Source organism: Amycolatopsis sp. TRM77291, from assembly GCF_054166285.1.
This window is the reverse complement of record NZ_JBSZHF010000001.1, coordinates 545,876-570,439: the sequence shown is the minus strand read 5'-3', so window position 1 is coordinate 570,439 and position 24,564 is coordinate 545,876. Positions and strand designations below refer to the sequence as shown.

At 70.3% G+C, this 24,564-nt stretch carries 20 protein-coding genes; 12 read left to right on the top strand and 8 right to left on the bottom strand.

The annotated features are described in order from the left end of the window. Position 1 precedes the first annotated feature (1 nt). Positions 2 to 811: a DUF3626 domain-containing protein gene (locus tag ACXIZN_RS02675; RefSeq protein WP_457952370.1), complete on the top strand. Its 810-nt coding sequence runs from the start codon at positions 2 to 4 to the stop codon at positions 809 to 811. Between the two features lie 5 nt (positions 812 to 816). Continuing rightward, the gene (locus ACXIZN_RS02670) at positions 817 to 1,227 is read left to right on the top strand and encodes a secondary thiamine-phosphate synthase enzyme YjbQ (protein WP_126736027.1); all 411 of its coding nucleotides are present in this window, start codon (positions 817 to 819) and stop codon (positions 1,225 to 1,227) included. On the opposite strand, the gene ACXIZN_RS02665 is transcribed toward ACXIZN_RS02670, so the two are convergent. Then, complete coding sequence (locus ACXIZN_RS02665) at positions 1,165 to 2,163, bottom strand: ABC transporter permease (protein WP_457952368.1); 999 nt, start codon at positions 2,161 to 2,163, stop codon at positions 1,165 to 1,167. The genes ACXIZN_RS02670 and ACXIZN_RS02665 overlap by 63 nt on opposite strands. Before the next feature lie 127 nt (positions 2,164 to 2,290). Between ACXIZN_RS02665 and ACXIZN_RS02660 the strand changes: the two genes are divergently transcribed. The 4 genes from ACXIZN_RS02660 to ACXIZN_RS02645 all read left to right on the top strand — a co-directional run bounded on the left by ACXIZN_RS02660 (position 2,291) and on the right by ACXIZN_RS02645 (position 7,022). After that, a complete protein-coding gene (locus ACXIZN_RS02660; RefSeq protein WP_457960441.1) occupies positions 2,291 to 2,977 on the top strand; it encodes an HAD hydrolase-like protein in 687 nt (228 codons plus the stop codon). A 9-nt stretch (positions 2,978 to 2,986) separates the two neighbouring features. After that, on the top strand, positions 2,987 to 3,889 hold the full coding sequence (locus ACXIZN_RS02655) for a hypothetical protein (protein WP_457952366.1): 903 nt from the start codon (positions 2,987 to 2,989) through the stop codon (positions 3,887 to 3,889). Continuing rightward, positions 3,886 to 4,737 carry a hypothetical protein gene (locus ACXIZN_RS02650; RefSeq protein ID WP_457952364.1) on the top strand — a complete coding sequence of 284 codons (852 nt, stop codon included), beginning with the start codon at positions 3,886 to 3,888 and terminating at the stop codon, positions 4,735 to 4,737. The genes ACXIZN_RS02655 and ACXIZN_RS02650 overlap by 4 nt, the downstream gene beginning before the upstream one ends. Before the next feature lie 71 nt (positions 4,738 to 4,808). Then, positions 4,809 to 7,022 carry a bifunctional lysylphosphatidylglycerol flippase/synthetase MprF gene (locus tag ACXIZN_RS02645; RefSeq protein WP_457952363.1) on the top strand — a complete coding sequence of 738 codons (2,214 nt, stop codon included), beginning with the start codon at positions 4,809 to 4,811 and terminating at the stop codon, positions 7,020 to 7,022. 74 nt (positions 7,023 to 7,096) lie between these two features. On the opposite strand, the gene ACXIZN_RS02640 is transcribed toward ACXIZN_RS02645, so the two are convergent. Further along, on the bottom strand, positions 7,097 to 8,023 hold the full coding sequence (locus ACXIZN_RS02640; protein WP_457952361.1) for a hypothetical protein: 927 nt from the start codon (positions 8,021 to 8,023) through the stop codon (positions 7,097 to 7,099). Continuing rightward, a complete protein-coding gene (locus ACXIZN_RS02635; RefSeq protein WP_192741020.1) occupies positions 8,023 to 9,771 on the bottom strand; it encodes a proline--tRNA ligase in 1,749 nt (582 codons plus the stop codon). The genes ACXIZN_RS02640 and ACXIZN_RS02635 overlap by 1 nt, the downstream gene beginning before the upstream one ends. A 126-nt stretch (positions 9,772 to 9,897) precedes the next feature. Between ACXIZN_RS02635 and ACXIZN_RS02630 the strand changes: the two genes are divergently transcribed. Both ACXIZN_RS02630 and ACXIZN_RS02625 read left to right on the top strand, forming a co-directional pair. Then, positions 9,898 to 10,254, top strand: a complete 357-nt coding sequence (locus ACXIZN_RS02630) for a VOC family protein (protein WP_457952359.1) — start codon at positions 9,898 to 9,900, stop codon at positions 10,252 to 10,254. 28 nt (positions 10,255 to 10,282) lie between these two features. Next, positions 10,283 to 11,197, top strand: a complete 915-nt coding sequence (locus ACXIZN_RS02625; RefSeq protein ID WP_457952357.1) for a 2-hydroxyacid dehydrogenase — start codon at positions 10,283 to 10,285, stop codon at positions 11,195 to 11,197. 201 nt (positions 11,198 to 11,398) lie between these two features. Here the strand turns inward: ACXIZN_RS02625 and ACXIZN_RS02620 are convergent, their stop codons facing one another. Both ACXIZN_RS02620 and ACXIZN_RS02615 read right to left on the bottom strand, forming a co-directional pair. Continuing rightward, positions 11,399 to 12,334, bottom strand: coding sequence for an aminoglycoside phosphotransferase (locus ACXIZN_RS02620; RefSeq protein ID WP_457952356.1), 936 nt, complete (start codon positions 12,332 to 12,334; stop codon positions 11,399 to 11,401). A gap of 74 nt (positions 12,335 to 12,408) precedes the next feature. Then, complete coding sequence (locus ACXIZN_RS02615) at positions 12,409 to 13,377, bottom strand: GNAT family N-acetyltransferase (RefSeq protein WP_457952354.1); 969 nt, start codon at positions 13,375 to 13,377, stop codon at positions 12,409 to 12,411. A 59-nt stretch (positions 13,378 to 13,436) separates the two neighbouring features. Here ACXIZN_RS02615 and yaaA point away from each other — a divergent pair, with 59 nt between their 5' ends. Continuing rightward, positions 13,437 to 14,192 (top strand): peroxide stress protein YaaA, encoded by a 756-nt coding sequence (yaaA, locus tag ACXIZN_RS02610; RefSeq protein ID WP_457952352.1) that lies wholly within the window; start codon positions 13,437 to 13,439, stop codon positions 14,190 to 14,192. 87 nt (positions 14,193 to 14,279) lie between these two features. Beyond that, positions 14,280 to 15,731: a trypsin-like serine protease gene (locus ACXIZN_RS02605; RefSeq protein WP_457952351.1), complete on the top strand. Its 1,452-nt coding sequence runs from the start codon at positions 14,280 to 14,282 to the stop codon at positions 15,729 to 15,731. 52 nt (positions 15,732 to 15,783) lie between these two features. Here ACXIZN_RS02605 and ACXIZN_RS02600 read toward each other — a convergent pair whose 3' ends face one another. The 3 genes from ACXIZN_RS02600 to ACXIZN_RS02590 form a co-directional block, all read right to left on the bottom strand. Next, the gene (locus ACXIZN_RS02600) at positions 15,784 to 17,307 is read right to left on the bottom strand and encodes a phytoene desaturase family protein (protein WP_457952349.1); all 1,524 of its coding nucleotides are present in this window, start codon (positions 17,305 to 17,307) and stop codon (positions 15,784 to 15,786) included. A 73-nt stretch (positions 17,308 to 17,380) separates the two neighbouring features. After that, positions 17,381 to 18,928, bottom strand: a complete 1,548-nt coding sequence (locus ACXIZN_RS02595; RefSeq protein WP_457952347.1) for a S8 family serine peptidase — start codon at positions 18,926 to 18,928, stop codon at positions 17,381 to 17,383. Further along, positions 18,928 to 20,091, bottom strand: a complete 1,164-nt coding sequence (locus ACXIZN_RS02590; RefSeq protein ID WP_257485254.1) for a S8 family peptidase — start codon at positions 20,089 to 20,091, stop codon at positions 18,928 to 18,930. The genes ACXIZN_RS02595 and ACXIZN_RS02590 overlap by 1 nt, the downstream gene beginning before the upstream one ends. Positions 20,092 to 20,401: 310 nt before the next feature. On the opposite strand from ACXIZN_RS02590, the gene ACXIZN_RS02585 reads away from it, so the two are divergent. Continuing rightward, positions 20,402 to 23,227 (top strand): ATP-binding protein, encoded by a 2,826-nt coding sequence (locus tag ACXIZN_RS02585; RefSeq protein ID WP_457952345.1) that lies wholly within the window; start codon positions 20,402 to 20,404, stop codon positions 23,225 to 23,227. Positions 23,228 to 23,575: 348 nt separating this feature from the next. Further along, on the top strand, positions 23,576 to 24,517 hold the full coding sequence (locus ACXIZN_RS02580; protein ID WP_257485252.1) for a serine protein kinase RIO: 942 nt from the start codon (positions 23,576 to 23,578) through the stop codon (positions 24,515 to 24,517). The last annotated feature ends 47 nt before the right edge of the window (positions 24,518 to 24,564 follow it).

The following is a 24,564-nucleotide window of genomic DNA, read 5'->3' as shown; positions in this document are numbered from 1 at the left end:
GATGAACCACCGCGCTCTCGCCTACGTCGCGGCGAAAGCACGCGGCGGGCACGAGGCCGGGCTGCCGGTGACACTGCACTTCCATCCGGACAGGTCCACAGTGGACGGCCGCCCGCTGCTGGCGGCGATGGCCGAGGACGGGTTCTACCGCAACCAGTTCGAAACCGGGACGAGCAACGGAGGGCTCACCGCGCGTCCCGGCGGAGACCGCCGGCTTTGGGAAAGCCGGATGTTCGGCGGCGCCTACGACGACGCGCCCGCCGCCGAACGGCCCAAGTACGGCACCCTGAACTTCCGCCGCCGCGCGGTCGGCGGCGCGCCGAGATTCGGCTCCGCCCATTTCCGGATGGCCGCGCACACCGTCGGCAGGACGACGTTCTGCTATCCGGACAGCGTGCTCAATCCGGTGGATTTCGGCTGCGGTACCAGGGTTTCCGCCCTGATCGAGCTGGCGGCCCGAGACGACACCGACCTTCTCGACGACTACATCGAGGCACACGTCCACGGGCCGATCGACCTCACGAAGGACGTCGAAGCCCTGGTACTCGACCCGAGCCACCGCGGCACCGGCGTGGAGAAGGCCGCGTCGAGACTCGGCTGCCCGGTCGAATGGCATCCCGGTTTCCGCCTGTCCACCGAAGAACTCGCCCGCCATCCGGCGTACCGCGGTCCCGAATTCGTCGAACTCGGCCTGGCGCTGGCCGAAGACGGCTACCTCGACCCGCGAGTCCTCGGCGAAGCACGCGACGTCGACCAGCAGGCCCTCAAACGCGTCTGGCACTACGTCGCCCGCTTCGGGGCACTACCGTGAAGAGCATGTACTCCACGGAGATCGAGGTGCGCACCGGCAGCGTGGCCGTGGTGCACGACCTGACCAAGGACGCCGAGGCCTTCCTGCGCGACGCGGACGCCGAGGACGGGATCCTGCACGTCTTCGTCCCGCACGCGACGTCCGGGCTGGCGATCCTCGAAACCGGCGCCGGCAGCGACGAAGACCTGCTCACGGCGCTCGACGAACTGCTCCCCCGCGACGGCCGCTGGCGGCACCAGCACGGAAGTCCCGGTCACGGCCGTGACCACGTCCTGCCCGCCCTGCTGCCGCCGTTCGCGACGATCCCGGTGCTCGGCGGGGTGATGACGCTGGGCACCTGGCAGTCGGTCTGCCTAGTGGACACCAACCTGGACAACCCGGTCCGGCGTGTCCGCTTCAGCCTTCTGGAGGGCTGACCGGCCCGGCCACAGCGCGAGGACCAGCCCCGCCGCGAGCAGGCCGCCGAGCACCCACACCCCGGTCGTGACGTCCGGCGCGCCGGGCACGCCCTGCAACAGGCTCCGGAGCCCTTCGGCCGAGAACCGGAACGGCGTCCAGGACCACAGCACCGCGCGGTACGCGGGGTTCAACAGCTCCGGCACCTGCCCCGCGACGGCGGGCGCGACCAGGTACAGCGGGCCGAGGATCGCCATCGCCCGTACGCCGAGCAGCCGCAGCAGCCCGGTCTGCACGGCGGCGAACCCGGTCGAGGTCAGGAAAAGGAAGCCGAGGACGTCCCAGCCGAGCGGGAGCGACGAGTCCCACAGCTTCAGGAATCCGGCCAGCGCGCCGGTGACCAGCACGCCCGCCGAGACGATCTGCGTGAAGCGCGCCGCGGCTCCCGCGTCCCGGCCGATCCGGCGTCCGGCCAGGATCAGCACGGCGCCCGCGGCCAGGCAACCGACCCATGCCAGCGCGCTCAACGCGAGCGGCGCGACCCGGCCCGCCGCGCTCGCGGGGTGCAACGTCTCGACCTTCGGCGTCCCGCCGATGGCTTGCGCGGCGCCGGTCAGGACCTGTTGCGCGACCTGCGTTCCGGACGGGTTCACCGCCCCGGAGACCACGACCGTCGACGGCAGTTCGAGGACACCGTAGACCTCCTTGCCCTCCAGCAGTTTCCGGCCTTCCGCCGGCGAGGTCACCCGCCACGAGACCTGGCCTCCGCCATGGGACGCGATCCCGTTCGCGGCCGCCTGGAGCGGTCCCGAAGGCGCGGCCACCGCGACGGGCAGCCCGTCGGGCGCGACGGTGGCCTGCGCGCCGAAGGTGAGAAAGCCGAGCACGACGGCGACCAGCGCACCGGCCACCGCGGCGAGTAAGGCGAAGGCCCCGGCGGGGCGACGGTTCGACATGACCGTCCTCCATTTATTCGTCATCTGTTGAATTAGCTGCCAAGGTAAGCCTCCCGGCCACGAAAGTCAACAGACGTTGAATTATCTCACCGGTACCGTCGGCCGCGTGACTACTCCGCATCGGCTCGTGCTGTGGGACATCGACCAGACCCTCGTGGACCTGCGCGGCGTCGGCGCCGCCTGGTACACGACCGCGCTCGCCGAGGTCGCCGGCGTCGAGCTGCGGGCGCTGCCGAATTTCGGCGGCCGCACCGAACGCGCCATCAGCGCCGACATCCTGACCTCGCACGGCGTCGAGCCCACCGAGGAGAACGTGCGCAAGCTCTGGCTCGCGCTGATCGCGGTCTCCGAAAGCCACGCCCCGACGCTGGCTTCGAGCGGCCGGGCGCTGCCGGGCGCGAAGGACGCGCTGAACGCCTTCGCGACGCACGGCGGCATCGTGCAGACCCTGGTCACCGGGAATCTGCCGGAGATCTCCGTGCACAAGCTGACCGCGTTCGACCTGCACGAGCACGTGGACTTCGAGATCGGCGGCTACGGCTCGCTCTCGGCGCATCGCCCCGACCTGGTGCCCGCCGCCGTCGGCCACGCTTCGGCGAAACACGGCACCGAGTTCGCGCCGGCGTCGGTCGTCGTCATCGGCGACACCCCGGACGACGTGCGGGCGGCGCTCGACAACGGCGCCGTCGCGGTGGCCGTGGCGACCGGGCAGTTCAGCGCGGAGGAACTGGCCGACGCGGGCGCGCACACCGTGCTCGCGGACCTGTCCGACCTGGCAACGGTGCGTGCGGCCGTGCTCGGGGACGTTAACTAAGCTCGTTTCATGGCATACCCAGGCGGTGGCAACGGCTGGCCGGAGCAGCAGCCCTATCAGCAGCAACCCCCGCAGCAGGGGTATCCGCCCCAGTACCCCCAGCAGCAGTACCAGGGTTACCAGCAGTTCCCGCAGCAGACGTACCAGGGTTTCGCGCCGGAGCCGCCGAAGAAGGGCAACAAGGGGCTGTGGATCGGGCTCGGCGCGCTCCTCCTGGTGATCGCCGTCGGCGCCACGCTGTTCTTCGTCCTGCGTGACGGCGAAGAGCCGCAACCCCAGGCCGGGCCGCCTTCCTCCGCGCCGGTGCCGCCCTCGTCTTCGGCGTCGAAGCCGCCGTCCTCGAGCAGTGATGCCCCGAAGGACAACAAAGTCCCCTCGACGACGCCCGGCTGGCAGGGGATCCTGTCGGTGAAGGACAAAACCGCCTACGACCTGCCCCCGTCGGGCTGGGAGACCAAGCCGGGCTATGTCACCGGGAACACCGAGCGCGACATGAAGATGGTGATCCACGAAGCGATGAGGTACAAGCTCGGCGCTTGCCCCGACGTCAGCGGTTCGCACCGGGGACTGGTCGGCTTCGCCACCGCGGACCAGATCCCCGTCGAGAACGCCGCCCGGGGTGCTGTCCGGCTCTGGATCCAGTCCGCCACCGGCAAGGCCGACGTGCCGCTGCCCGAGCTCAAGCAGATCACCATCGCCGGCGGCACGATCCAGGCGCTCAGTTCCACCGCCTCGTTCACCCCGAGCGAAGGCGAAGGTTGCCGGGCTCCGAGCGTTAAGGTCACCTCAGCGGCCTTCAAGGTCGGTGAACAGACCATCTGCTTCGTGATGGTCCTCGACCAGGGCACCCCGGACGCCCTGCCCGAAGCGGACGCGCAAATGATCCTCGCGAGTTTGAGGCCGCAGCAATGACCGGCCCCGGTGGGCGGAACGACGAACCTCGGCAGTGGTTCGTCGATCCCCTCACCGGGCAGCCGCTCGAAACCGAGGCCGAACAGACGAGACCGCTTCCGGTCGTCCGGGACGCCGTCCCGCCGCGCCGTCGCCTGCGCTTGAGGCCGACGCTGGGCGTCCTCGGGCTGGCCGTCGTCCTCGCCGTCGGTGCGACGGCCACCTATCAGGCGAAGACCGCGCCTCCACCGCCGTCCGCCCACGACCTCGTCCTGCCCGACCCGGTGCCCGCCACGCGGGTCCAGCCGGTGATCGCGGGCTGGCAACCGGTGGTGTCCGGCGATCACCCGTTCGTCTACGACGTCCCGCCCGATTGGACGCTCGAAGAGCCGGACGTCGCCATCGGCTACGAGACCCCGGCCGGAGACCTCGTCACCCTGCAGGGGGTCGCGCGGTTCCGCCGGGCGTTCTGCCCCAGCACCGATCTCTCGGCACGCGCGACGGCGGGATTCACGACGATCGACGAAGGCGAAGTCGGCGGCCTCGCCCAGGCCGCCGAGGAAACGACGCTGCGCTGGGCCGAAGCGGCGTACGGACGCTCCGCGGCAGCGGAGATCGGCGAACCCGGGCCGGTGCCGGTCTTGAACGGCGGGACGACCGCCACCGCCGTGACCACCTCCGTCGTCCCCGCCCCGGACGGGCCGTGTCCCGCCCCGTCGGTCGCGATCACCGCGATCGCCCTTCCGCTGCGCGCGCTGCCCGGATCCGGCCGCTACCACGTCCTCCTCGTACTGGCGGACCAGGAGATCCCCGGCGCGATAGCCAGGGGTGTCGTCCTCAAGATGGGTGAGAGCATCCGTCGCGAGTAGCACTCCCCTAAGGGAAAAATGGGTCCCGTGCCGGATGTGTCCGAGCACCTCCCGGACCTAATTTGAGTTCCATGCCAAAAGGGGGAAGCGGGACGGCCGCGCCGGGCCGGACACGCAAGATCATCACGGTGCTGAGGCACCGGCTGCCGTTCACCAGCCTCGTCACGCTGACCATGCTCGCGCTCGCCTTGGCCACGGGCGCGCTCTGGTCGGCCGCCGAGGACCGCGCGGTGTACCCGTACATCGCGTATGGGCTGCCGTCGCTCGAATCAGGCCGGTGGTGGACCTTGTTCACCGGACCGCTGTTCGCGGTCGTCCCGCTGTACTACCTGCCGATGGTGCTCAGCTTCGCGTTGTTCGCCGGGTTCGCGGAATGGCGGCTCGGCACCCGGCGGGCGATGGCCGTCGCCATCGGTGGCCAGTTCGTCAGTGTCCTGGTGGCGGTCCAGTTCCTGGCACTGAGCCGCAACTCCGGCTGGGAATGGGCGGAACGGGTCTCGGCCAGCCTCGACGTCGGGTTCTCCGGCGGCGCGCTCGCCGCGGTCGCGGTCGCCAGCGCCACCCTGCGCCCGCCGTGGCGCCTGCGCTTGCGCGCCGGGCTGTGCGTCTACGCCGGGGTCGCGATCATCTTCGTCGGCACGCTCGCCGACCTCGTGCACTTCTTCGCCCTCGTCCTCGCGCTGCCGTTCGGCCGGAAGTTCCTCGGCGCCAAGGATTCCTCGCGTGAACGGCGGCCCAGCCTGCGCGAATGGCGGTTCTACGTCATGGCGGGCCTGCTGGTGCTGACCGTCGCCGAACTGGTGATGTCCTTCGTCCCGGGCAACGGTCCCTTCGGTTCGTCCGAAGAGCTTTCGCTGTCCACCTGGGAAGTCGTCGTCCTGTGCGTGATCGTGGTGCCGATCCTGAACGGCCTGCGCAAGGGCAGCCAGGTCGCCTGGTGGTGCGCGATGATCCTGACCTCGTTCGTCATCCTGCAGGTGATGGTCTACGGCGGGGTGCTCACGCTGGCGGAGATCTTCGGCGAGGACGCCGGCGTGGTGGATCCGCCGCTGTTCTTCGTGGACAACCTGCTCTGGACGGTCGAATTCGCCCTGCTGGTCTCCTCCCGCGGCGCCTTCCGCGTGCCGTCGCGGCGGAAATGCCGCCGCCTCGGCCGGATGGGCAACCCCGCGCTGGCCCGCACGCTGCTCAGCCGCCACGGCGGGAGCACGCTTTCGTGGATGACGACCTGGCCGCAGAACTCGTACTTCGTGGCCGCGGACGGCAAGTCCTACCTCGCCTACCGGCGGCACGCGGGGGTCGCCATCGCCCTCGGTGACCCGATCGCCCCGGACGGCGCCGCCGACCGGACGATCGCCGAGTTCATCACGATGTGCGAGAACACCGGTCTCGTGCCGTGCCTGTTCTCCGCCACCGGCGACACCACCGCCAAGACCGAAGAGCTGGGCTGGAAGCAGGTCCAGGTCGCCGAAGACACCCTGATCGAACTGGAGACGCTGGAGTTCCGCGGCAAGCGCTGGCAGGACGTGCGGACCGCGCTCAACCGGGCCAAGAAGGACGGCATCGAGTTCCGGCTCGTCCGGCTCGCCGATCAGCCGCGCGCGGTGATCTCGCAGGTCCGCGCGATCTCCGAGGAGTGGATCAGCGACAAGGGCATGCCGGAAATGGGCTTCACCCTCGGCGGCGTCGACGAGGCGATGGATCCCGAGACCCGCGTGGGTCTCGCGGTGGACGCCGACGGCGTGGTCCACGGCGTGACGTCGTGGCTGCCGGTGTACACCGGAGCGGGCGCGATCGGCGGCTGGACCCTCGACGTCATGCGCAAACGCGCCGACGGGTTCCGCCCGTCGATGGAGTTCCTGATCGCGTCTTCGTGCCTGGCCTTCCGCGAGGAAGGGGCGAAGTTCGTCTCGCTGTCCGGTGCGCCGCTGGCGAGCTCCGGCGAACCGGCGCACGCCGTCGAGCGGGTGCTCGACGCGCTCGGCACGATGATGGAGCCGTTCTACGGCTTCCGTTCGCTGCACGCGTTCAAGGCGAAGTTCCAGCCGCGCCATGTGCCGCTGTACCTCGCGTTCCGCGACGAGGCGGATCTGCCGCGGATCGGGATCGCGCTCGGCCGGGCGTACCTGCCGAACACCGGGCTGCTGCGGCTGGCGAAGCTCGCGCGATCGGGCAAGAAGCCTCAGCGCCTGCCGGGGAACCCGCGTCCACGATCGACGTCGACAGGGCGCGACCTGGTATCCCACGTCGCGATGAGCGAACAGGGCGCCCTGCCACCGCGATAGTGGGGCCTACGGCCGGCGCGGGTTCGCGCGTATGGTCACTTTCCCGGGTGTGCTTCCTGCTCCGCCGGCAGCCCTCAGCGCAACGTCGACGGCGGCGGCGTGATGGTCTTGCGGTCGGCCTCCGGGACACCCCGGTAGGTCTTGAGGATCTTCAGGATCAGCTCACGGTCCGCACCGCCCGGCGCGTCCTGGCCCGAATAGACGGCCAGGGCCGCCGAGGCGTCGCCCAGCTCCGGTGCGAGCACACCGACCAGAGCGCGCTGGGCGCCACAGGGGCCCGGCGGGGTGACGACCTCCGCGAAAACGATGCTGGCGGGGACCTTCTTGCCGGTACCGAGGGTGAATTCGGCCTGCTGGGGCGGTTCCGGGGTGATCTTGGCGGTCAGCGGGCCGTTCTCCGGGTTGTAGGCGCTGACGGCGAGATCGTCGACCGCCTTCTTCGCGGCGGCGGCGGGATCGGAGACCTTGATGTTGGCCACGCCTGCACCGCCGACCCTGCTTCCCTTCTCCTGCGGGCAGTAACCCTCGCCGACGAAGGCGCTGGCGACCATGGTGATGCCCGGGACCTGGGTGCCCTTTTCCCAGCCGTGGATCGTGCCGGGTTTCGGCGTCCAGTTCGGCGGGACGTCGTAGGCGTAGACGCCGTCCTTCCCGGCCACCGACTGCCAGCCTTCGGTCACCGGCGGCGCGACGACCCGGGGCGAAGGCGTGTAGACGACCGGGGCCCGGGTGGTCGGCGCACTGCTGTCCGACCTGTCGCCACTGTTCGCGAGCGCGGCGACCGCGATGACACCGATCGTGGCGAAGAAGCCGTACATCGCCCTTCGCCCGCTCCGCGACATCGGCTGCTTCGCGGGCTTCTGCGGCTCCGGCTCGGTTGGAGCAGGGGTCTCGGGAGCGGGCGTGTAGCCGGACGAGTCCGAGGGCTGATAGCCCCCGAACCCGTCCAGCGCCGCGTTGTCCTCGTAGCCCGGGGAATCCCGGCGCTTCTTGCCGAACATTACGAACGGACGAGTTTGACCAGGTGCTCCACGACGGCGTCGACGGCGATCTCCTCGCGCTCGCCGGTGCGGCGGTCCTTGACCTCGACGACCCCGTTCGCCAGGCCGCGCCCGACCACGAGGATCGTCGGCACACCGACGAGTTCGGCGTCCGCGAACTTCACGCCCGGGGTGGCCTTGCGGTCGTCGAGGACGACCTCGATCCCGGCGGCGTCCAGTTCGGCGGCGAGCTTCTCCGCGCCCGCGGCGACCGTCTCGTCCTTGCCCGCGATGACGACGTGCACGTCGAAGGGCGAGACCTCGCGGGGCCAGACGATGCCGAGGTCGTCGTGGTTCTGCTCGGCGAGCACGCCGACCAGCCGCGAGACGCCGACGCCGTACGAACCCATGGTGATGCGGATGGGCTTGGAGTCCGGGCCCAGCGCGTCGAGCTCGAACGCGTCCGCGTACTTGCGGCCCAGCTGGAAGATGTGCCCGATCTCGATCCCGCGGGCGGCGACCAGGGTTCCCTTGCCGTCGGGCGACGCGTCGCCCTCGCGGACCTCGGCGGCCTCGATCGTGCCGTCGCCGGTGAAGTCGCGGCCCGCGACCAGGTCGACCACGTGGTGGTCGCGCTCGTCGGCGCCGGTGACCCAGGCGGTGCCGTCGACGACGCGCGGGTCGAGCAGGTAGCGGACGCCGTTGTCCTTCAGCGCCTTCGGGCCGATGTAGCCCTTCACGAGGAAGGGGTTCTTGGCGAAGTCCGCCTCTTCGAGCAGCTCGAACTCGGCGGGCTCGAGCGACGCTTCGAGGCGCTTCGTGTCGACCTCGCGGTCGCCGGGGAGGCCGATGGCCAGCAGCTCCCACTCCTTCGCGCCCGGCTGGCGGGTCTTCACCAGGACGTTCTTGAGCGTGTCCGCGGCGGTGAAGGTGCGGCCGAGATCGGCGTTGTTGAGGAACGCGACCAGGGACTCGATGGTCGGGGTGTCCGGCGTGTGGTGGACCTTCGCCTCGGGCAGGCCCTCGATCGGCTTCGCCTCGGGAGCGGGCGTGGTGACCGCTTCGACGTTGGCCGCGTAACCCGATTCGGTGCTGCGGACGTAGGTGTCCTCACCCGTCTCGGCGACGGCGAGGAACTCTTCGGAGGCCGAGCCGCCCATCGCGCCGGAGGTCGCCTTCACGACGACGTACTCGATGCCGAGGCGGTCGAACAGCTTCGTGTAGGCCTGGCGGTGCAGCTCGTACGACTTGGTCAGGCCCTCGTCGTCGAGGTCGAAGGAGTAGGAGTCCTTCATGACGAACTCGCGGCCGCGCAGGATGCCGGCCCGGGGGCGCGCCTCGTCGCGGTACTTCGTCTGGATTTGGTACAGGACGACCGGGTAGTCCTTGTACGAGCTGTATTCACCCTTCACGGTGAGCGCGAAGAGTTCTTCGTGCGTCGGGCCGAGGAGGTAGTCGGCGCCCTTGCGGTCCTTGAGGCGGAACAACGCGTCGCCGTACTCGGTCCACCGGCCGGTGGCCTCGTAGGGCTCCTTCGGCAGCAGCGCGGGGAACTGGATCTCCTGCGCGCCGATGGCGTTCATCTCTTCGCGGACGACGTTCTCGATACGGCGCAGCACCCGCAGGCCCAGCGGCAGCCAGGAGTAGCCGCCCGGGGCGACCCGGCGGACGTAGCCGGCGCGTACCAGGAGCCGGTGGCTCGGTACCTCGGCGTCCGCCGGATCCTCACGCAGGGTGCGAAGGAACAACGACGACATCCTGGTGATCACTTCTGGGCTCCTCGCTGGAATTACGTGCTTAGACGTTCTGCGCAGCGTAGTCACCCCGCCCCGGGCCGGTTCAACCGGTTATCGCGGGCGCCCGGTTTTGTCGGTGGGTGCGGCTAGCGTGCCGCCATGGGTATCGAACTGGGCATGATCACGATCGACTGCGCGGATCCGCGCGGGCTCGCGGCGTTCTGGACGAAGGCGCTCGGGGTCGAGGTGGATCAGGACCACGGCGGCGAGTTCCTGATCCTGCACGCCAAGAAGGAGAACGGGCCGGTGTTCGCCTTCCAGCGCGTGCCGGAGGAGCGGGCGGGCAAGAACCGGGTCCACATGGACTTCGGTACCGACGACATGGAGAAGGAGGTGGAGCGTCTGGTCGGGTTGGGGGCGAAGAAGCTGGACAGACACGAGATGCCGGGCTTCGCCTGGACGGTGCTGGCCGATCCCGTCGGCAACGAGTTCTGCGTCGTGGCCCACGGAGGGTGACGCCGGTCGTGGCGGCCAGAATGGCGGCATGACGGAGCGAGCCATCCTGCCCTGGTCCGATATCGAGCTGCCCGAGGGCCTGAGCGCGCGGCTCTACGACGGTCTGGGCCCGCTGCCGGACGAGGGCCTCGATGAGGTCGAGGTCTACGTGCTGCCGTACGACACCGGCGCCGAGCCGATGAAGCTGCTCTCGCGGCTTCCGTCGCTGAAGCTCGTGCAGTCGTTGTCGGCCGGGGTGGAGAAGCTGATCCCGCTGGTGCCGGCGGGGGTGAAGCTGGCCAACGGCCGCGGCCTGCACGACCTCAGCGTGGCCGAACACGCGCTGGCGCTGATCCACGCCTCGCAGCGGGATCTGCCGCGCTGGTTCGCGCAGCAGGTGACGGCGTCGTGGGAACGCGAGCACACGCGTTCGCTGGCCGACAGCCGTGTGCTGCTGGTCGGTCACGGTTCGATCGGCCAGGCCATCGAGCGGCAACTGGTCGCGGCCGAGGCGATCGTGACCAGGGTGGCGAGCACGGCCCGGCCCGCGGAGCGCGTGCACGGCGTGGGTGAGCTGGCCGAGCTGCTGCCGTCCGCCGACATCGTGGTCCTGATCCTGCCCGAAACGCCCGCGACCATGGGCCTGTTCGGCGCAGCGGAGCTCGCCGCGCTGCCGGACGGTGCCCTGCTGGTGAACGTCGGGCGAGGCTCGGCGATCGACACCGCGGCGCTCACGGCCGAGACCGTCACCGGGCGGCTGCGTGCCGCGCTGGACGTCGTCGACCCGGAACCGCTGCCCGCCGGGCATCCACTGTGGACCACGCCGGGCGTGATCATCACGCCGCATATCGCGGGCGGTTCGGCGTCGTTCTACCCGCGCGCGAAGCGGCTGGTCGCCGAGCAGTTGCGCCGGTACGCCGCCGGTGAGGAGCCGCTGAACCTCGTGAGCGGTAAGGACGGTTAGAAACGTCCTGGCCACTCACGAGCTTTGTCTCCCGCGCCGAGGTGTCGCCCCCGCCGGTGGCTTTCGCAACGGGACCCCGGCCGCGGTGAAGTAGCGACGGCTCTGGCCGAGGCCGATGTCGCGAAAGTGGCTTTCGGGACACCTGACGTCGCGAAAGTGGCTTTCGCGACACACGTCGGCGCTCACGAGCCGCCCGAGGCGCTACTGCCAGTGCGTCCGGTAAGCGAGCCACTCGCGCATGGCCGCCGCGAGACGGCGCTGCGCCGCACGGACGCCCGTCGTCGCGGGCGGTTCCGGTAAGCGGGACGCTCGTTCGGCGTGCCCGGCCAGTGCGACGCCGAACGCGGTGACCGCCCAGACCGGGACCCCGGCCAGCACGGGGCGCCGCCGGAGCAGGCGATCGACGTCGGCGGGTTCGTGTCCGGCGTCGAGCAGGTACGGGACGAGCGCGACCAGATCGAGCCAGCCCGCGCCCCGCGCCGGGTAGCGCCAGTTGGTGACCAGTACCCGGCCCGGCCCGGTCCGCACCAGGTATTCGGGCTGGATGTCGTTGTGCAGCAACGTGTCCCCGGACGACCAGGGATGCCACGACGTCTCCAGCTGGACGAGCCGGTCGAGGTTGCGGACGGCCCAGCCGTCGAGGTCGCCCGGCGGTTCCTTCGCCAGTTCGTGCCAGCCGCGCAGGAGCGGGCCGAGATCGTCGAGGGCGTCCGGGACGTCGGGCAGCGGGCACGGCGTGAGCGTGCGCCTGAGCGCGCCGAAGGTGGCCAGCACCGCGGAAAGGTCCGGCGATCCCGGACGCAGATTCGGCCTGGTGCCGTCGAAATCGGCGAACGCGAGCACCAGCCATTCGCCGTCCACAAAGGACAGCAGCTTCGGTGTGGGCGCCTCCGCGGGAAGCCGTCGCGCGATGGCGGCCTCCGTCCGGTAGCCGCCCGCGCGCGGGCTGCCCGCCGGGATCGCCTTCAGGAAGACCCAGCGATGATCGCGTTCGAGTTCGAGCCGCGCGGCGACACCGCCGTCGAATTCCGGGGTCTGCCACAACGAACGACGGACCGCCGACCCGAGCTCACGCTCCACGGCGTCACGCGTCGCCGACGGCAGGTCGTGCCAGCCGAGGCGTGCGGAAACCGGCAACGCCCTACCACCCCCAGCGATCTCATCCGAGAAGATCGACTGTACCGAAATCCGCCCTTTCGGGTGACAACCGGTCAGGTCGGAACGGGCTTCACGTACCCGGCCCAGCGCTGGAACTCGCTGAAGCCGACGCGCTCGTAGACGCCGAGGGCACGATGGGTGTTGTCCTGGTCGACGTTGAGCGAAGCCCGCTGGAAACCGTCCGCCTTGGCCTGGACGAGCGTGTGCCCGAGCAGCGCGCCCGCGATCCCGCGCCCGCGAAGGCCCGCGTCGGTCGCGACGTGGCTGACGTACAGATCCTTCACGCCGGTGGCCGCCGTATCGGAGGCGAAGTGGGCGCTCAGCACCATCGCGACCACCCGGTCCCTGTCCGGGCTCAGCAGCAGGAACGACAGGTGCGGCTGGAAGTCCTTCGCACCGACGATCAGATGCCGCCAGGCCTCCGGGGACTGCTCCGTGCTCCCCCAGTGGTCGGCGAAGGTCTCGTTACGGGACCGCAGCGTGAGGGCCTCGTACTTCTGCTCGTACGCGACGAGCGGGAACTCTTCGGGCAGCGGTTTGAGCGGCGGGATCGAGCCGAGGTCGGCCCGCATGTCGACGAACCACCGGGCGTGCTCGTACCCGGCGTCCACGAGTACCTCGGAGAGCCAGCGCTGCTTGGTGTTGGCCGCGGCGTGCAGTTCCAGCGGTACTTCCGGATGGGATTTCGCGTGGAGCGCCTTGCCCGCCTCCTCGAACCAGCCGGTGAGGCGCGCGGCGATCGCGTCGTCGCGGTACGCGGGGTGGACGAGCGTCTCGACTCGCATCATGTGCACCGGATCGGCCGCGTCACGCTTCCGGAGCAGACCGTAGGCGACCAGCGTTTCGCCGTCCCACGCGCTGGTGGACGCCGTCGGCAGGTCGACGGTCGGCGTACCGATCTCTTCGGCGAGATCCTCCGCGCTGTAGTGCTCCTCGATCGGCTCGACACGCTCCGCCTCGGCGAAGGTCTCGGCCAGTCGCGGCATGTCGTCCATGGTCAGCGGGCGCCAGGTCAGGCTCATGCGGACGAGGCTAAGCCCGCGCCTCAGGGTGACGCACCCCATTTAGTTACGCTTCCGTGGTGCTCGTGCTCCTCCCTCCTTCCGAGACCAAGGCCGCCGGCGGCACCGGCGCGCCGCTGGACCTCGACGCGCTGTCGTTCCCGGAGCTGAACCCGACCCGGGCGAAGCTGGCCGACGCGCTGACCGAACTGGCCGTCGACGTCCCGGCCAGTGTCGCCGCGCTGGGCATCACGCCGCGGCAGGCCGACGAGGTCGCCCGCAACGCCGAGCTGTGGACGTCCCCCACGATGCCCGCACTGCGCCGCTATACCGGGGTCCTCTACGACGCGCTCGACGTGAAGTCGTTCACCAAGGCGACGCTGGCGAAGGCCGAGAAGCGCCTCGCCGTCGCTTCGGCGCTGTTCGGCGTGGTCGCGGCGACCGACCCGATCCCCGCGTACCGGCTTTCGGGCGGGAACGCGCTGCCGTCGCTCGGTACCGTCCGCAGCGTGTGGAAGCCGGTGCTCGAACCGGCGCTCCAAGCCGTCGAGGGGCTCGTCGTCGACCTGCGGTCCGGGACATACTCGGCGCTGGCGAAGCTCCGCCCCGGCGCGGTGACCGTGCGCGTCGTGACCGAGGACGCGAAGGGCAACCGGACCACGGTGAGCCACTTCAACAAGGCGTACAAGGGGCGGCTGGCCGCGGAGCTGGTGAAGTCGCGTACCGAACCGTCCACTGTGGAGCAGCTGATGCGGGTCCTGACGAAGGCGGGCCTCGACGTCGAGCGCACCGGCGACCACAGTATCGAGCTCCTCACCGGCGACGGGGCGCATTAGTTCCGTACCCCTACGGTCTTCTTCCTCGGTTGTTCCACCAGGCGCGGATGCGGAAAGTGATTTCCAGCCACCTGGAAAGGAACCACCGTGAACAGAAGACAACGGCTACTGGGGATCGCCACCGCCACCCTCGGCTGCCTCTCGGTCCTCCTGCCCGCTCCGGCGGCCGCCGCGAACCTGGCCGCCGTCACCCCGACGGATCAAGCGGTCGTCCCCGGTGGACTGCACACGAACTCCATCGGCGGCACCCCCGCCTCGGTCAAGGACCATCCCTTCATCATCGCGGGCCTGCGCGAAGGTGGAACTCGGCCGCAAGGGCAGACCTGCACGGGATCGGTCGTCGCGCCGCGCAAGATCCTGATCGCCGCGCACTGCAAGGACGCGGCCGGCGAGAAGTCCTTCCTCTACGGGCTGGACGATCTCAACGCCGGTGGCGGAACGCGGATCGGCGTCGTCAGCTACGAGAAGCACCCGAAGTACGTCAACTTCGACCAGGGTTACGACGTCGCGGTGGTCACCACCGATACCGACATCCCGGTGCCGGGCGGCCAGTACGCGAAGGTCGCGACCTCGGCGGACACGGAGTTGCACAAGCCGGGCAAGTCGGGGCTCGGGCTCGGTTACGGCAAGAAGGACCACAACGACGACACCCGCAACGTCGAGCTGCACAAGTTCACGCTGCCGATCGTCCAGGGCGGCAACTGCAGCGGGGTCGGCGCGGGTTTCAAAGACGCGACGATGATCTGCAGCGGCTACAGCGACGGCCGCGTCACGATCCTGCCCGGCGACAGCGGCGGTCCGCTGATCGTGGACGGCAAGGTCGTCGGGGTCGCTTCCTGGAGCCGCAGTGATTTCAAGTGGTACAGCGTGTACGGCAGGCTCAACAACGAGATGGGCGACTGGGTCAAGCAGCAGATCGGCGAGCCGCAGAACCCGGAGAAGTTCTCGCTCGGCGTGACGCCGTCGGCGCTCAAGGTCGAGCCGGGCAAGTACGTTTCGGCCACGGTGACCAGCAAGCCGGGCAAGAACGGCGCGGAGAAGGTCGACCTCAGCGCGACGGGACTTCCCGAGGGCGCGACGGCCACGTTCCAGCCCTCGTCCATCAACTCAGGTGACTCGGCGAAGGTGAGCATCGAGGTACCCGCCGGAACGGCCGAAAAGGACTACGCGGTCACGATCTCGGGCAAGGGCACCACCGACACCGCGATCACGAACCTGACGCTGACCGTCGGCGAAGGTGGACCGCAACCCGGCGACCTCAAGGTGGGCCTGAGCCCCACCAGCGGGACCGCGCAGCCCGGTTTCTTCAGCAACGTCACGGTTTCCGCCACCGGCGGCACCGGCACGATCACGTTGTCGGCGTCCGGGCAGGGGCTGCCGTTCGCACCGTTCTTCAACCCGAAGACGATCTCGAGCGGCGGCAGTTCGACCATGCAGGTGGTCGCGCCCTTCCAACGGGGCACGTACCCGGTGACCGTCACCGCGACGGACTCGGCGGGTAAGACCGCCACGGCGACCTACACCCTCACCGTCCAGTAAGCGATGCGCGTGAAGGCCCCCTTCCCTCGGCTGAGCCGAGGGAAGGGGGCCTTCACGCACTGGAAAGCACCGCCATCGCGGCGTTGTGACCGGGGATGCCCGAGACCCCGCCGCCCCGCACGGCTCCGGCGCCGCAGAGCAGCACCCGCTCGTGCGCGGTTTCGACACCCCAGTGACCCACCTGGGCGGCATTCGCCGCGTAAGGCCACGACAGATCGCGATGGAAGATGTGTCCCGCCGGCAGCCCCAGCTCGGCTTCGAGGTCCAGCGGCGTCTTCGCCTCGACGCACAACCCGCCGTCCGGCGAACGCAGCACGCAGTCCTCGATCGGCTCGGCCAGCACACTGTCCAAAGAGGACGACGTCGCCCGCAACGCCTCCTCGCGCGCGACGTCGTTCCGCCCCTCGAACAGCCGCGCGGGCATGTGCAGCCCGAACAACGTCAGCGTCTGCACCCCGGCGGCCCGTTCGGCCGGGCCGAGGATCGACGGATCGGTCAGCGAATGGCAGTAGATCTCGCACGGCGGCAGCGACGGGATCCGGCCCGCCGACGCCTCGGCGTAGGCCGTCGCCAGCTGCTCGTAACTCTCGTTGACGTGGAACGTCCCGCCGAACGCCTCCCGCGGATCGACACTCGGATCACGCAGCCGCGGCAACCGTGACAGCACCATGTTCACCTTGAGCTGCGCGCCTTCCGGCGCCTCCGGCGGCTCCTCCCCCAGCAACCGCGCGAGCGTCCGCGGCGCGACGTTCGACAGCACGTGCCCGCCGCGCACCACGAACTCGTCGTCGCCGAGCCGGTAACGCACCGAGCCACCGGGGTCGATCGACAGCACTTCGGCACCGGTTGTCAGCCGTGCCCCGGCGGAAGACGCGGCCGACGCGAGCGCCCCGGTCACCGCGCCCATCCCTCCCACCGGCACGTCCCAGTCGCCGGTCTCGTTGCCGATCACGTGGTAGAGCAGGCACAGGTTCTGCCGGAAATCGCCGGCTCCGGCGAAAGTGCCGATCAGCGCGTCGGTCAGGACGACACCGCGGACGACGTCGTCGCCGAACATCTCGGTGAGCGTTTCCGAGATCGGCCGTTCGAACAGCGCGTCCCACGCCTGGCGCTCGATGCCCGAGCGCAGTTCCTCCCTGGACATCAGCGGTTCGGTCAGGGTGGGGAAAGTCCGTTTCGCGACCTGGGACGTCATCGCGTAGAACCGCCGCCAAGCCTCGAAGTCCTTTGTGGACCCGGTGAGCGCCGAGAACGACGCCGCCGTACGGCCGTCGTCGCCCGTGTCGACAAGTAGACCGCCGTCGCCGACGGGCGTGTACGAAGACATCCGCCGCCGCCGGAGATCGAGGCCGAGCCCCAGTTCCGCGATGATCTTGCGCGGCAGCAGGCTCACCAGGTACGAGTACCGCGACAGCCGGACGTCGACGCCGGTAAAGGCACGGAAGGAGACCGCCGCCCCGCCGACCTCGTCACGCCGTTCCAGCACCAGCACCGAGCGGCCGGCCCTGGCCAGGTAGGCCGCCGCCACCAGGCCGTTGTGCCCGCCACCGACGATCACGGCGTCATAGGACTCCATGCGAAAGCCTCCCAGCGAAAACGACGGTGCGCCGCGGTCATCGTGACCGCGGCGCACCGCCGTTCGCAAGGACTCAGAAGGTGATGGAGAAACCTTCGATCGTCCCGCTGTCGAACCGGTAGACGTCACGGACCCGCAGTTTCCAGGTCCCGTTCGCCGGTTCGGACGAGGCGTTCACCGTGTACGACGTGTGCACGCCGGTCGCCTCGCCGATCCCTCCCGCCTGCTTGAGGCCGAACACCGCACCGCTCGGCCCGATCAGGTCTATCGCCAGGTCACCGGTGTAGGTGTGCGCGATGTCGACCTTGACCGGCAGCGTCGCCGACGCCTTCCCGTCGCAGCCTTCCTGCGTCACCGAACTGGTCACCGCGTCACCCGCGTCCGGAATGGACACCGGTGTCGTGCTGGACTTGACCCCGCACGTCGGCGTGGGGCCACCGCCGCCGATGAACGACACGTTCAGCAGTTTGTTGACCGTGCCGGACGGCAGTCCCTTGAGCACGCCGTCGGAGGCGTTGTTCACCAGCGCGTCCCGCGTCTGCTGCGCGGTGGCACCGGAATTCGCGGCGAGGTACAGCGCCGCCGCCCCGGCCACGTGCGGCGTGGCCATCGACGTCCCGCTCATGTTCGCCGAACCACCGTTGGACGTGGACAGCGACGTGATGTTGCTGCCAGGGGCGAAGATGTCCACGCACGAACTGTGGTTGGAGAACGAGGATTTGTTGTCGCTCTGGTCCGAGGCGCCGACCGTGATCGCCTCGGGGACCCTGGCGGGGCTGACGTTGCAGGCGTTCTGGTTCTCGTTGCCCGCCGCCACCACGTAGACGAAACCGGCCGCGATGGACTTCTTGATGACGTCGTCGCCAAGCCCGACCTGGTCCATCCGCAGGCTCAGGTTCGCCACCGCCGGTTTGGTGCCGTTCGCGGTGATCCATTCGGCCGCGTCCACGATGGCGGAGTCGGGACCGTTGCCCGAACAGTCGTTGCCCAGCACCTTCAGCCCGACGAGCTTGACCTTCTTGGCCACGCCGTAGGTCTTGCTGCCGATGGTGCCCGCGGTGTGACTGCCGTGCCCGTTGCAGTCCTTCCCGTTGCCGCCGACGAAGTCCTTGCCGATGGACGCGCGCCCCTCGTACTCCGGGTTCTCCGGGTTGATCCCGGTGTCGAGGTCGTACGCGGTGACGCCCTCGCCCGTGTTCGGATACGTGAAGCTCTTGTCGAGCGGCAGGTTCTTCTGGTCGACCCGGTCGAGTCCCCAGGTGGGATTGGTCTGCGTGCCGACGGCACGCGCGGTGCCGTCCTCATAGACCGCCTTGACCGCCGGGTCGGCCGCGAGCCGCCGGGCCTGCCGCTCGGACATGCCCTTGACCGAGAACCCGCGCAGCACGTTCTTGTACGCCGACCGGACTTCGCCGCCGTAGCGGCCGGTCAGCGCGGCCGAGGACTGCTCGACCGCCAGGGTGCCCACGTCGTGAAGCTCCACGATGTACTGATCGCCATAGTGCTGCTTCGCCTGCACGACAACGCCCTCGGCCTCCGCGGCGAGGGCGTTGCCCGCGGCGAGCGCGGCCAGCGCGGTGGCCGCGACGGCCACCACACCGGCCCGCACGCCGCGCCGCATCAGAGACCCGTCACGTTCAGCAGCTTGTTGGTCGAACCGGTGCCCGGGCTCTTGACGACGCCGCTGGTGGCGGCGTTGGCGAGACCGGAGGCGACGGCGGCCGGGGTGGCCGACGGGTTCGAGGTCAGGTAGATCGCGGCCGCGCCGGCGACATGCGGCGTCGCCATCGAGGTACCGCTCATCTGCTGGGTGCCGCCACCGTTTCGCAGGGACGTGATGCTGGTGCCCGGCGCGAAGATGTCGGTGCAGCTGCCGTAGTTCGAGAACGTCGACCGGCGGTCGTCGCTCTGGGTGGCGTTGACGGTGATGGCCTCACGGACCCGCGCCGGGCTGGTGCCGCAGGCGTCGGTGTTGGAATTACCGGAGGCCACCGTGTTGGTGATGCCCGCGGACACGGCGCGGCGCACGGCGGCGTCGACCCCGGAGTCGGCCGGGCCACCGAGGCTCATGGTGAGCACCGACGGGCCCTTGGCGTTCTTCACGACCCAGTCGATCCCGCTGATGATCTGCGAGTACTGGCCGCTGCCCTGGCAGTTCAGCACGCGGACCGAGACGATCTTGGCGCCCTTGGCGACCCCGTAGGTCGCGCTGCCGACCGTGCCGGCGACGTGCGTGCCGTGGCCCTGGCAGTCGCGGGCGTCGCTGTCGTTGTCGATGAAGTCGTACCCGCTGGTCGCACGGCCGCCGAATTCGGACTGGCGGTAGTCGACACCGGTGTCGAGGACGTAGACCGTCGCCCCGGCACCGTCGTTCGGGTAGGTGTACTTCCGGTCCAGCGGCAGGTTCTTCTGGTCGATCCGGTCCAGGCCCCAGGTCGGGTTGGTCTGGGTGCCGGTCATGTGGGCGACCGCGTCCTGCTGGACGAAGTCGACGTTCGGGTCGGCCGCGAGCCGTTTCGCCTGCGCCTCGGTCATCTTCGCCGAGAAACCGTTCAGCGCGGCGGTGTAGGTCGCCTTCACCTGGCCGCCGTACTTGGCCGCGAGCCCGGCGTCGCCGCTCTTGAGCGAGACGATGTACCCGTCCGTGACGGCTCCCGGCACACCGGCGCCGCGGATCTGCCCCTCGGCGGCCGCGGCCGGTCCGGCGAAGGCGACGGTGGCCGCCGCACAGGCCCCGGCGAGCACCGCACCCGCGATCCGGTGACGTCGAAGTTCTCCACGCATTTCCTGAGCTCCGTTCACTCGAACAGGTGGTTCACGCCGGCGGGGATCCGGGCCGGCGCCGTGACGTGCAGTCACGCATGAATCACTTTCGGGTGGCGGGACCTGCGCGAACAAGCGAGGCAACGGTCCGTAGGACTACGTATCTAATGGGGAAACTCCCCGTCCCTACGAAAGTTCTGTGACGGTCCGGGTGGGTTCCGTGATCGCTGAGCAGGCGCTTAAGCTGCGTTCACTCGAACGGTGTGGTTCGTGAAGCGGGGGTGACCCGGCAATGGTGATCGGTGGCTGCCGACGCAGGACGAGTTCTCCCGTGCTCGTCGGCCGTGAGGCGGAGTTACGCGAGCTGCTCGACGGCGCGATGCGCTCGCCGTCGGTGATCATGCTCGAAGGCGAAGCGGGGGTGGGCAAGACCCGGCTCGCCGCCGAACTGCTGGCCTGCGCCGAACTGGCCGGGCGGCCGGTCCTCACCGGAACCTGCCAGCCGCTGCGCGAGCCGTTCCCGTACGGCGTGGTCTTCGACGCGCTGAAGGACATCCGCCCGGCGCGCGAACTCAACCCCGTGACCGGCGTCCTCGCGCCTTATCTACCGGAACTCGCGGCCTTCCTGCCGGAGCCGCCGCCCCGCCTCGGTGATCCGAGGGCCGAACGGCACCGGCTCTTCCGCGCCGTCCGGGAACTGCTCGGTTCGCTGGGCCCGCACGTCCTCCTCGTCGAAGACCTTCATTGGGCGGACGACGGATCCCGTCGCCTGCTGCGGTTCCTGATGACCGACCCGCCCGCGGGCCTGACGCTCCTGCTCACCTACCGGCGCGAAGAGACACCAGGCGGCATCCCGCTCGGCAGCGCCTATCGGCCCGCTCCCGGGACCGCGCACGCGCTCGTCACGCTCCGGCCGCTGGACCGCGACGGCGTCCAGGCGCTGGTTTCGGCGCTCCTCGGCGAAGCGAACGTGTCCGCCGAGTTCGCCGCGCGGCTGCACGAACGGACCGCGGGGATCCCGTTCGTGGTCGAGGAGATCGTGCACGCGATCGGCGGCGTCGAGGGCGCGGTGCACGCCGACAGCACGGCCGCGCGACAGCTGCTCGACACGGTCGAAGTCCCGGCGCTGCTGCGGGAAGCGACGGTCGAACACCTCGTCGCGCTGCCGCCTGCCGCCCGGCGGATCGCCGAGGCCGCCGCGGTCCTCGCCACACCGTCCACTTCGGATCTGCTGGCCGCCGCGGCGGCGCTCTCCCCCGAGCGCGCCCGCCGCGCGCTCGTCCTCGCGCTCGAACGCAACGTCCTGGTGGAGACCGGTGAAGGCGCGTACGGCTTCCGGCACGCGTACGCCCAGCAAGCCGCGTACCTCACCATTCCCGGCCCCGATCGCCAGGAACTGCACCGGCGGGCCGCGCGGCTGCTGCGCGACCGACTCCCGCAATCCCTGGTACGGCTGGCCGAGCACTGCCGCAAGGCGGGTGACCGGGCCGGTGCCCTGAAGTACGGCGAAGCGGCCGCGGACCAGGCGTCGGCGGTCGGTGACCTCGCGACCGCGACGGATCTGCTCCGCACCCTGCTCGACGAACCGGGTCTGCAACCGTCCGATGTGGACAGACTGGCGGTCAAGTTCAGTTCGGTGGCGTGCAACGGTCTCGCGCAGACCGAGGTCGTCCCGGCACTGGAGCGGCTACTCACCGACGGCAGGCTGTCCGGGCGCCTGAGCGGCGAGGTCCGGCTGGGGCTCGGGCTCCTCCTGGTGCGCCAGGCGGGCGGGCTGGAGGCCGCGAGGACCGAGATCGAGATCGCCGTCAACGACCTCGCCGACCGGCCCGACCTGGCCGGACGCGGGATGGGCGTCCTCGCGCAGCCGTGGGTCGGCGCGACCCCGCTGCGGGAGCACCGGCGCTGGATGGACCGGGTGGACGGGCTCATCGAACGGGCCACCGACCGGCGGCTGAAGATCATCCTGCTGGCCAACAACGCGGCGTCGCGGCTGCACATCGGCGACGCACGGGGCTGGGAGATGCTGGACCGGGCGCCCACCAGCGTCGGTTCCGCCGACGAACAGCGGCATCTGGCGCGGCTGCACTGCAACAGCGCCGACGCCTGCGCCTGGACGGGCCACCATCGGCGGGCCAGAAGCCTGCTGCACAGCGGGATGCAGCTGGCCGCCGACTGCGGGGCGCCGTACGTCGTCAGCACGGCCCGCGCGACGGCCGTCCACACCGACTGGCTCACCGGGAACTGGGACGGCCTCGCCGAACGGGCCTGCGCGCTGATCGACGAGTACCGCGATCTCCTGCCGGTGACCAGCGAACTGTGCCTGGTCCTCGGCCTGCTCGCCGCCGCGCGCGGCGAATGGGACGAGGCCGCCGCCCGGTTCGCCGGCACCGCGGCGGACCAGCCGGAGAACGCGTTCACCCCCGTCGCGATCGCCGCGCACGCCGGGATGGCGGGCATGCTGCTCGCGCAGGATCTCGGCGAGGCCGCCGTCACGCAGGCCGAGAAGGGGCTGGAACTCTTACGCGCCAAGGGGGTCTGGGCCTGGGGCGCCGATCTGCTGATGGCCGCCGTCGACGCGTACTGCGCCACCGGACGGGATGCCGAAGCGCAAGCGCTGACCGACGAGTTCGAACGGGAGATCGGTGACCTCGACGCGCCGTCGACCCGGGCGGCACTGGCCGCGAACCGCGGGCTGATCGCGGCGTCCCGGGGTGAGCACGAGGAGGCGATCGAGGCCTTCGAGCAGGCTCGGACCCGGTTCGAGGCCCTTCCCGCGCCGTATCACGCGGCCCTGATCGCCGAACGTGCTGCGCGCTGCCGTCTGGCCCGCAATGAGGACGTCGCCGAGATCTTCGCGGCGCTCGCGGAGACCTTCGACCACCTCGGCGCCACCCGCGACGCCGCGCGCTGCCGCCACGCCTTCCGGTCCACCGGCGCGGTCGCCCCGTCACGGCGCGGCCGCCGCGGCTACGGCGACGAGCTGTCCCCGCGCGAGCGCGACGTCGCCCGGCTGCTGGCCGCCGGGCACACCAACCGGGAGATCGCCGAGGTGCTGTTCCTGTCGCGGCGTACGGTGGAGCAGCACGTCGCGAGTGTCCTGCGGAAGCTGAAGGTGCGGTCGCGGAGCGAGCTGGCGGGGCTGCGGTCGGCCTAACACGCGGCCCGGTCCAGGGGGCGGGCGTGGGGGGGGGGGGGGGGGGGGGGGGGGGGGGGGGGGGGGGCTCGCGAAAGCCACTTTCGCGACGTCTGATGTCCCGAAAGTGGCTTTCGCGACACGTCGAGCCGGCCGGCGCGCCCGAGAATTAAATCGGTTGCGGTCGTCCCGAGGGGTCGGGGATGATCGTGCGCGATCCGGCAGGGAGCCGGTGGATGCGACAGGGAGGTGCCTCGTGCTGATGACTGTCCGGGGCCTTGGCCGCCCCCATCCACTCGCCCCTCGCGGCTGAGCGCGGAGCCACGACGCTCGCCCGGTGGGGCATCCCTGATCTAGGAGAACCCACCAGTGCGCAAGCACGATCTCGAAGAGTCCTACGAACAACGTCCTCGCCGTTCCCGTCGTGCCCGTTTCGACGACGAGCCCGCACCCGAGCGCGGCGGACGGCTCACCGAAGCCGAACGCGTCCGGCTCGCCCGGCTGCGTGAGGACGCCTACACCGAAACCGCCATCCCCGACGGCGCCGACCGCTGGAGCACGTGGGGAGACGCGGAGCACGGGCCGCTGCCGCGCCCGGACTGGGTGATCACCGAACTGGCGGCGGTGGACACCGAACTCGGCGTCCTCAAGACCGGCAAGGAGGCGGACGTCCACCTCGTCCGGCGCAACCTGCCCGGCACCGAAGGCGTCGTGCTCGCCGCCAAGCGGTATCGCAGCGGCGAGCACCGGTTGTTCCATCGCGACGCCGGCTACCTCGAAGGCAGGCGGATGCGCCGGTCGCGCGAGATGCGGGCGATGGAGTCGCGCAGCAGCTTCGGCCGCAACCTCATCGCCGAACAGTGGGCCGTGGCCGAATTCGGCGCGCTGAGCAGGTTGTGGTCGGTCGGCGCACCGGTGCCGTACCCGGTGCAGCGCGACGGCACCGAGCTGCTGCTGGAGTTCCTCGGCGACGGCGAAACCGCCGCGCCGCGCCTGGCGCAGGTCCGGCCGGAGCCCGACCAGTTGCGGGAACTGTGGTTCCAGACCGCGGCGATGCTGGAACTGCTGGCGTCGCAGGGGCTCGCGCACGGCGACCTCTCGGCGTACAACCTGCTCGTCCACCGTGAGCGGATCATGGTGATCGATCTGCCGCAGGTGGTCGACATCGTGGCCAATCCGGGCGGGCTGGAGTTCCTCGCGCGGGACGTGCGGAACATCGCGACGTGGTTCCACTCGCGGGGGCTGCCGGAGCGGCTGACGGCGGTCCCGGAGCTGATCGAGGAGCTGAAGGAGATCGCCGGTCTCCGGTGACCGTCCACAATGTCATGACAGGGTCGTTCCCGGCGTGCCGCGCCGGG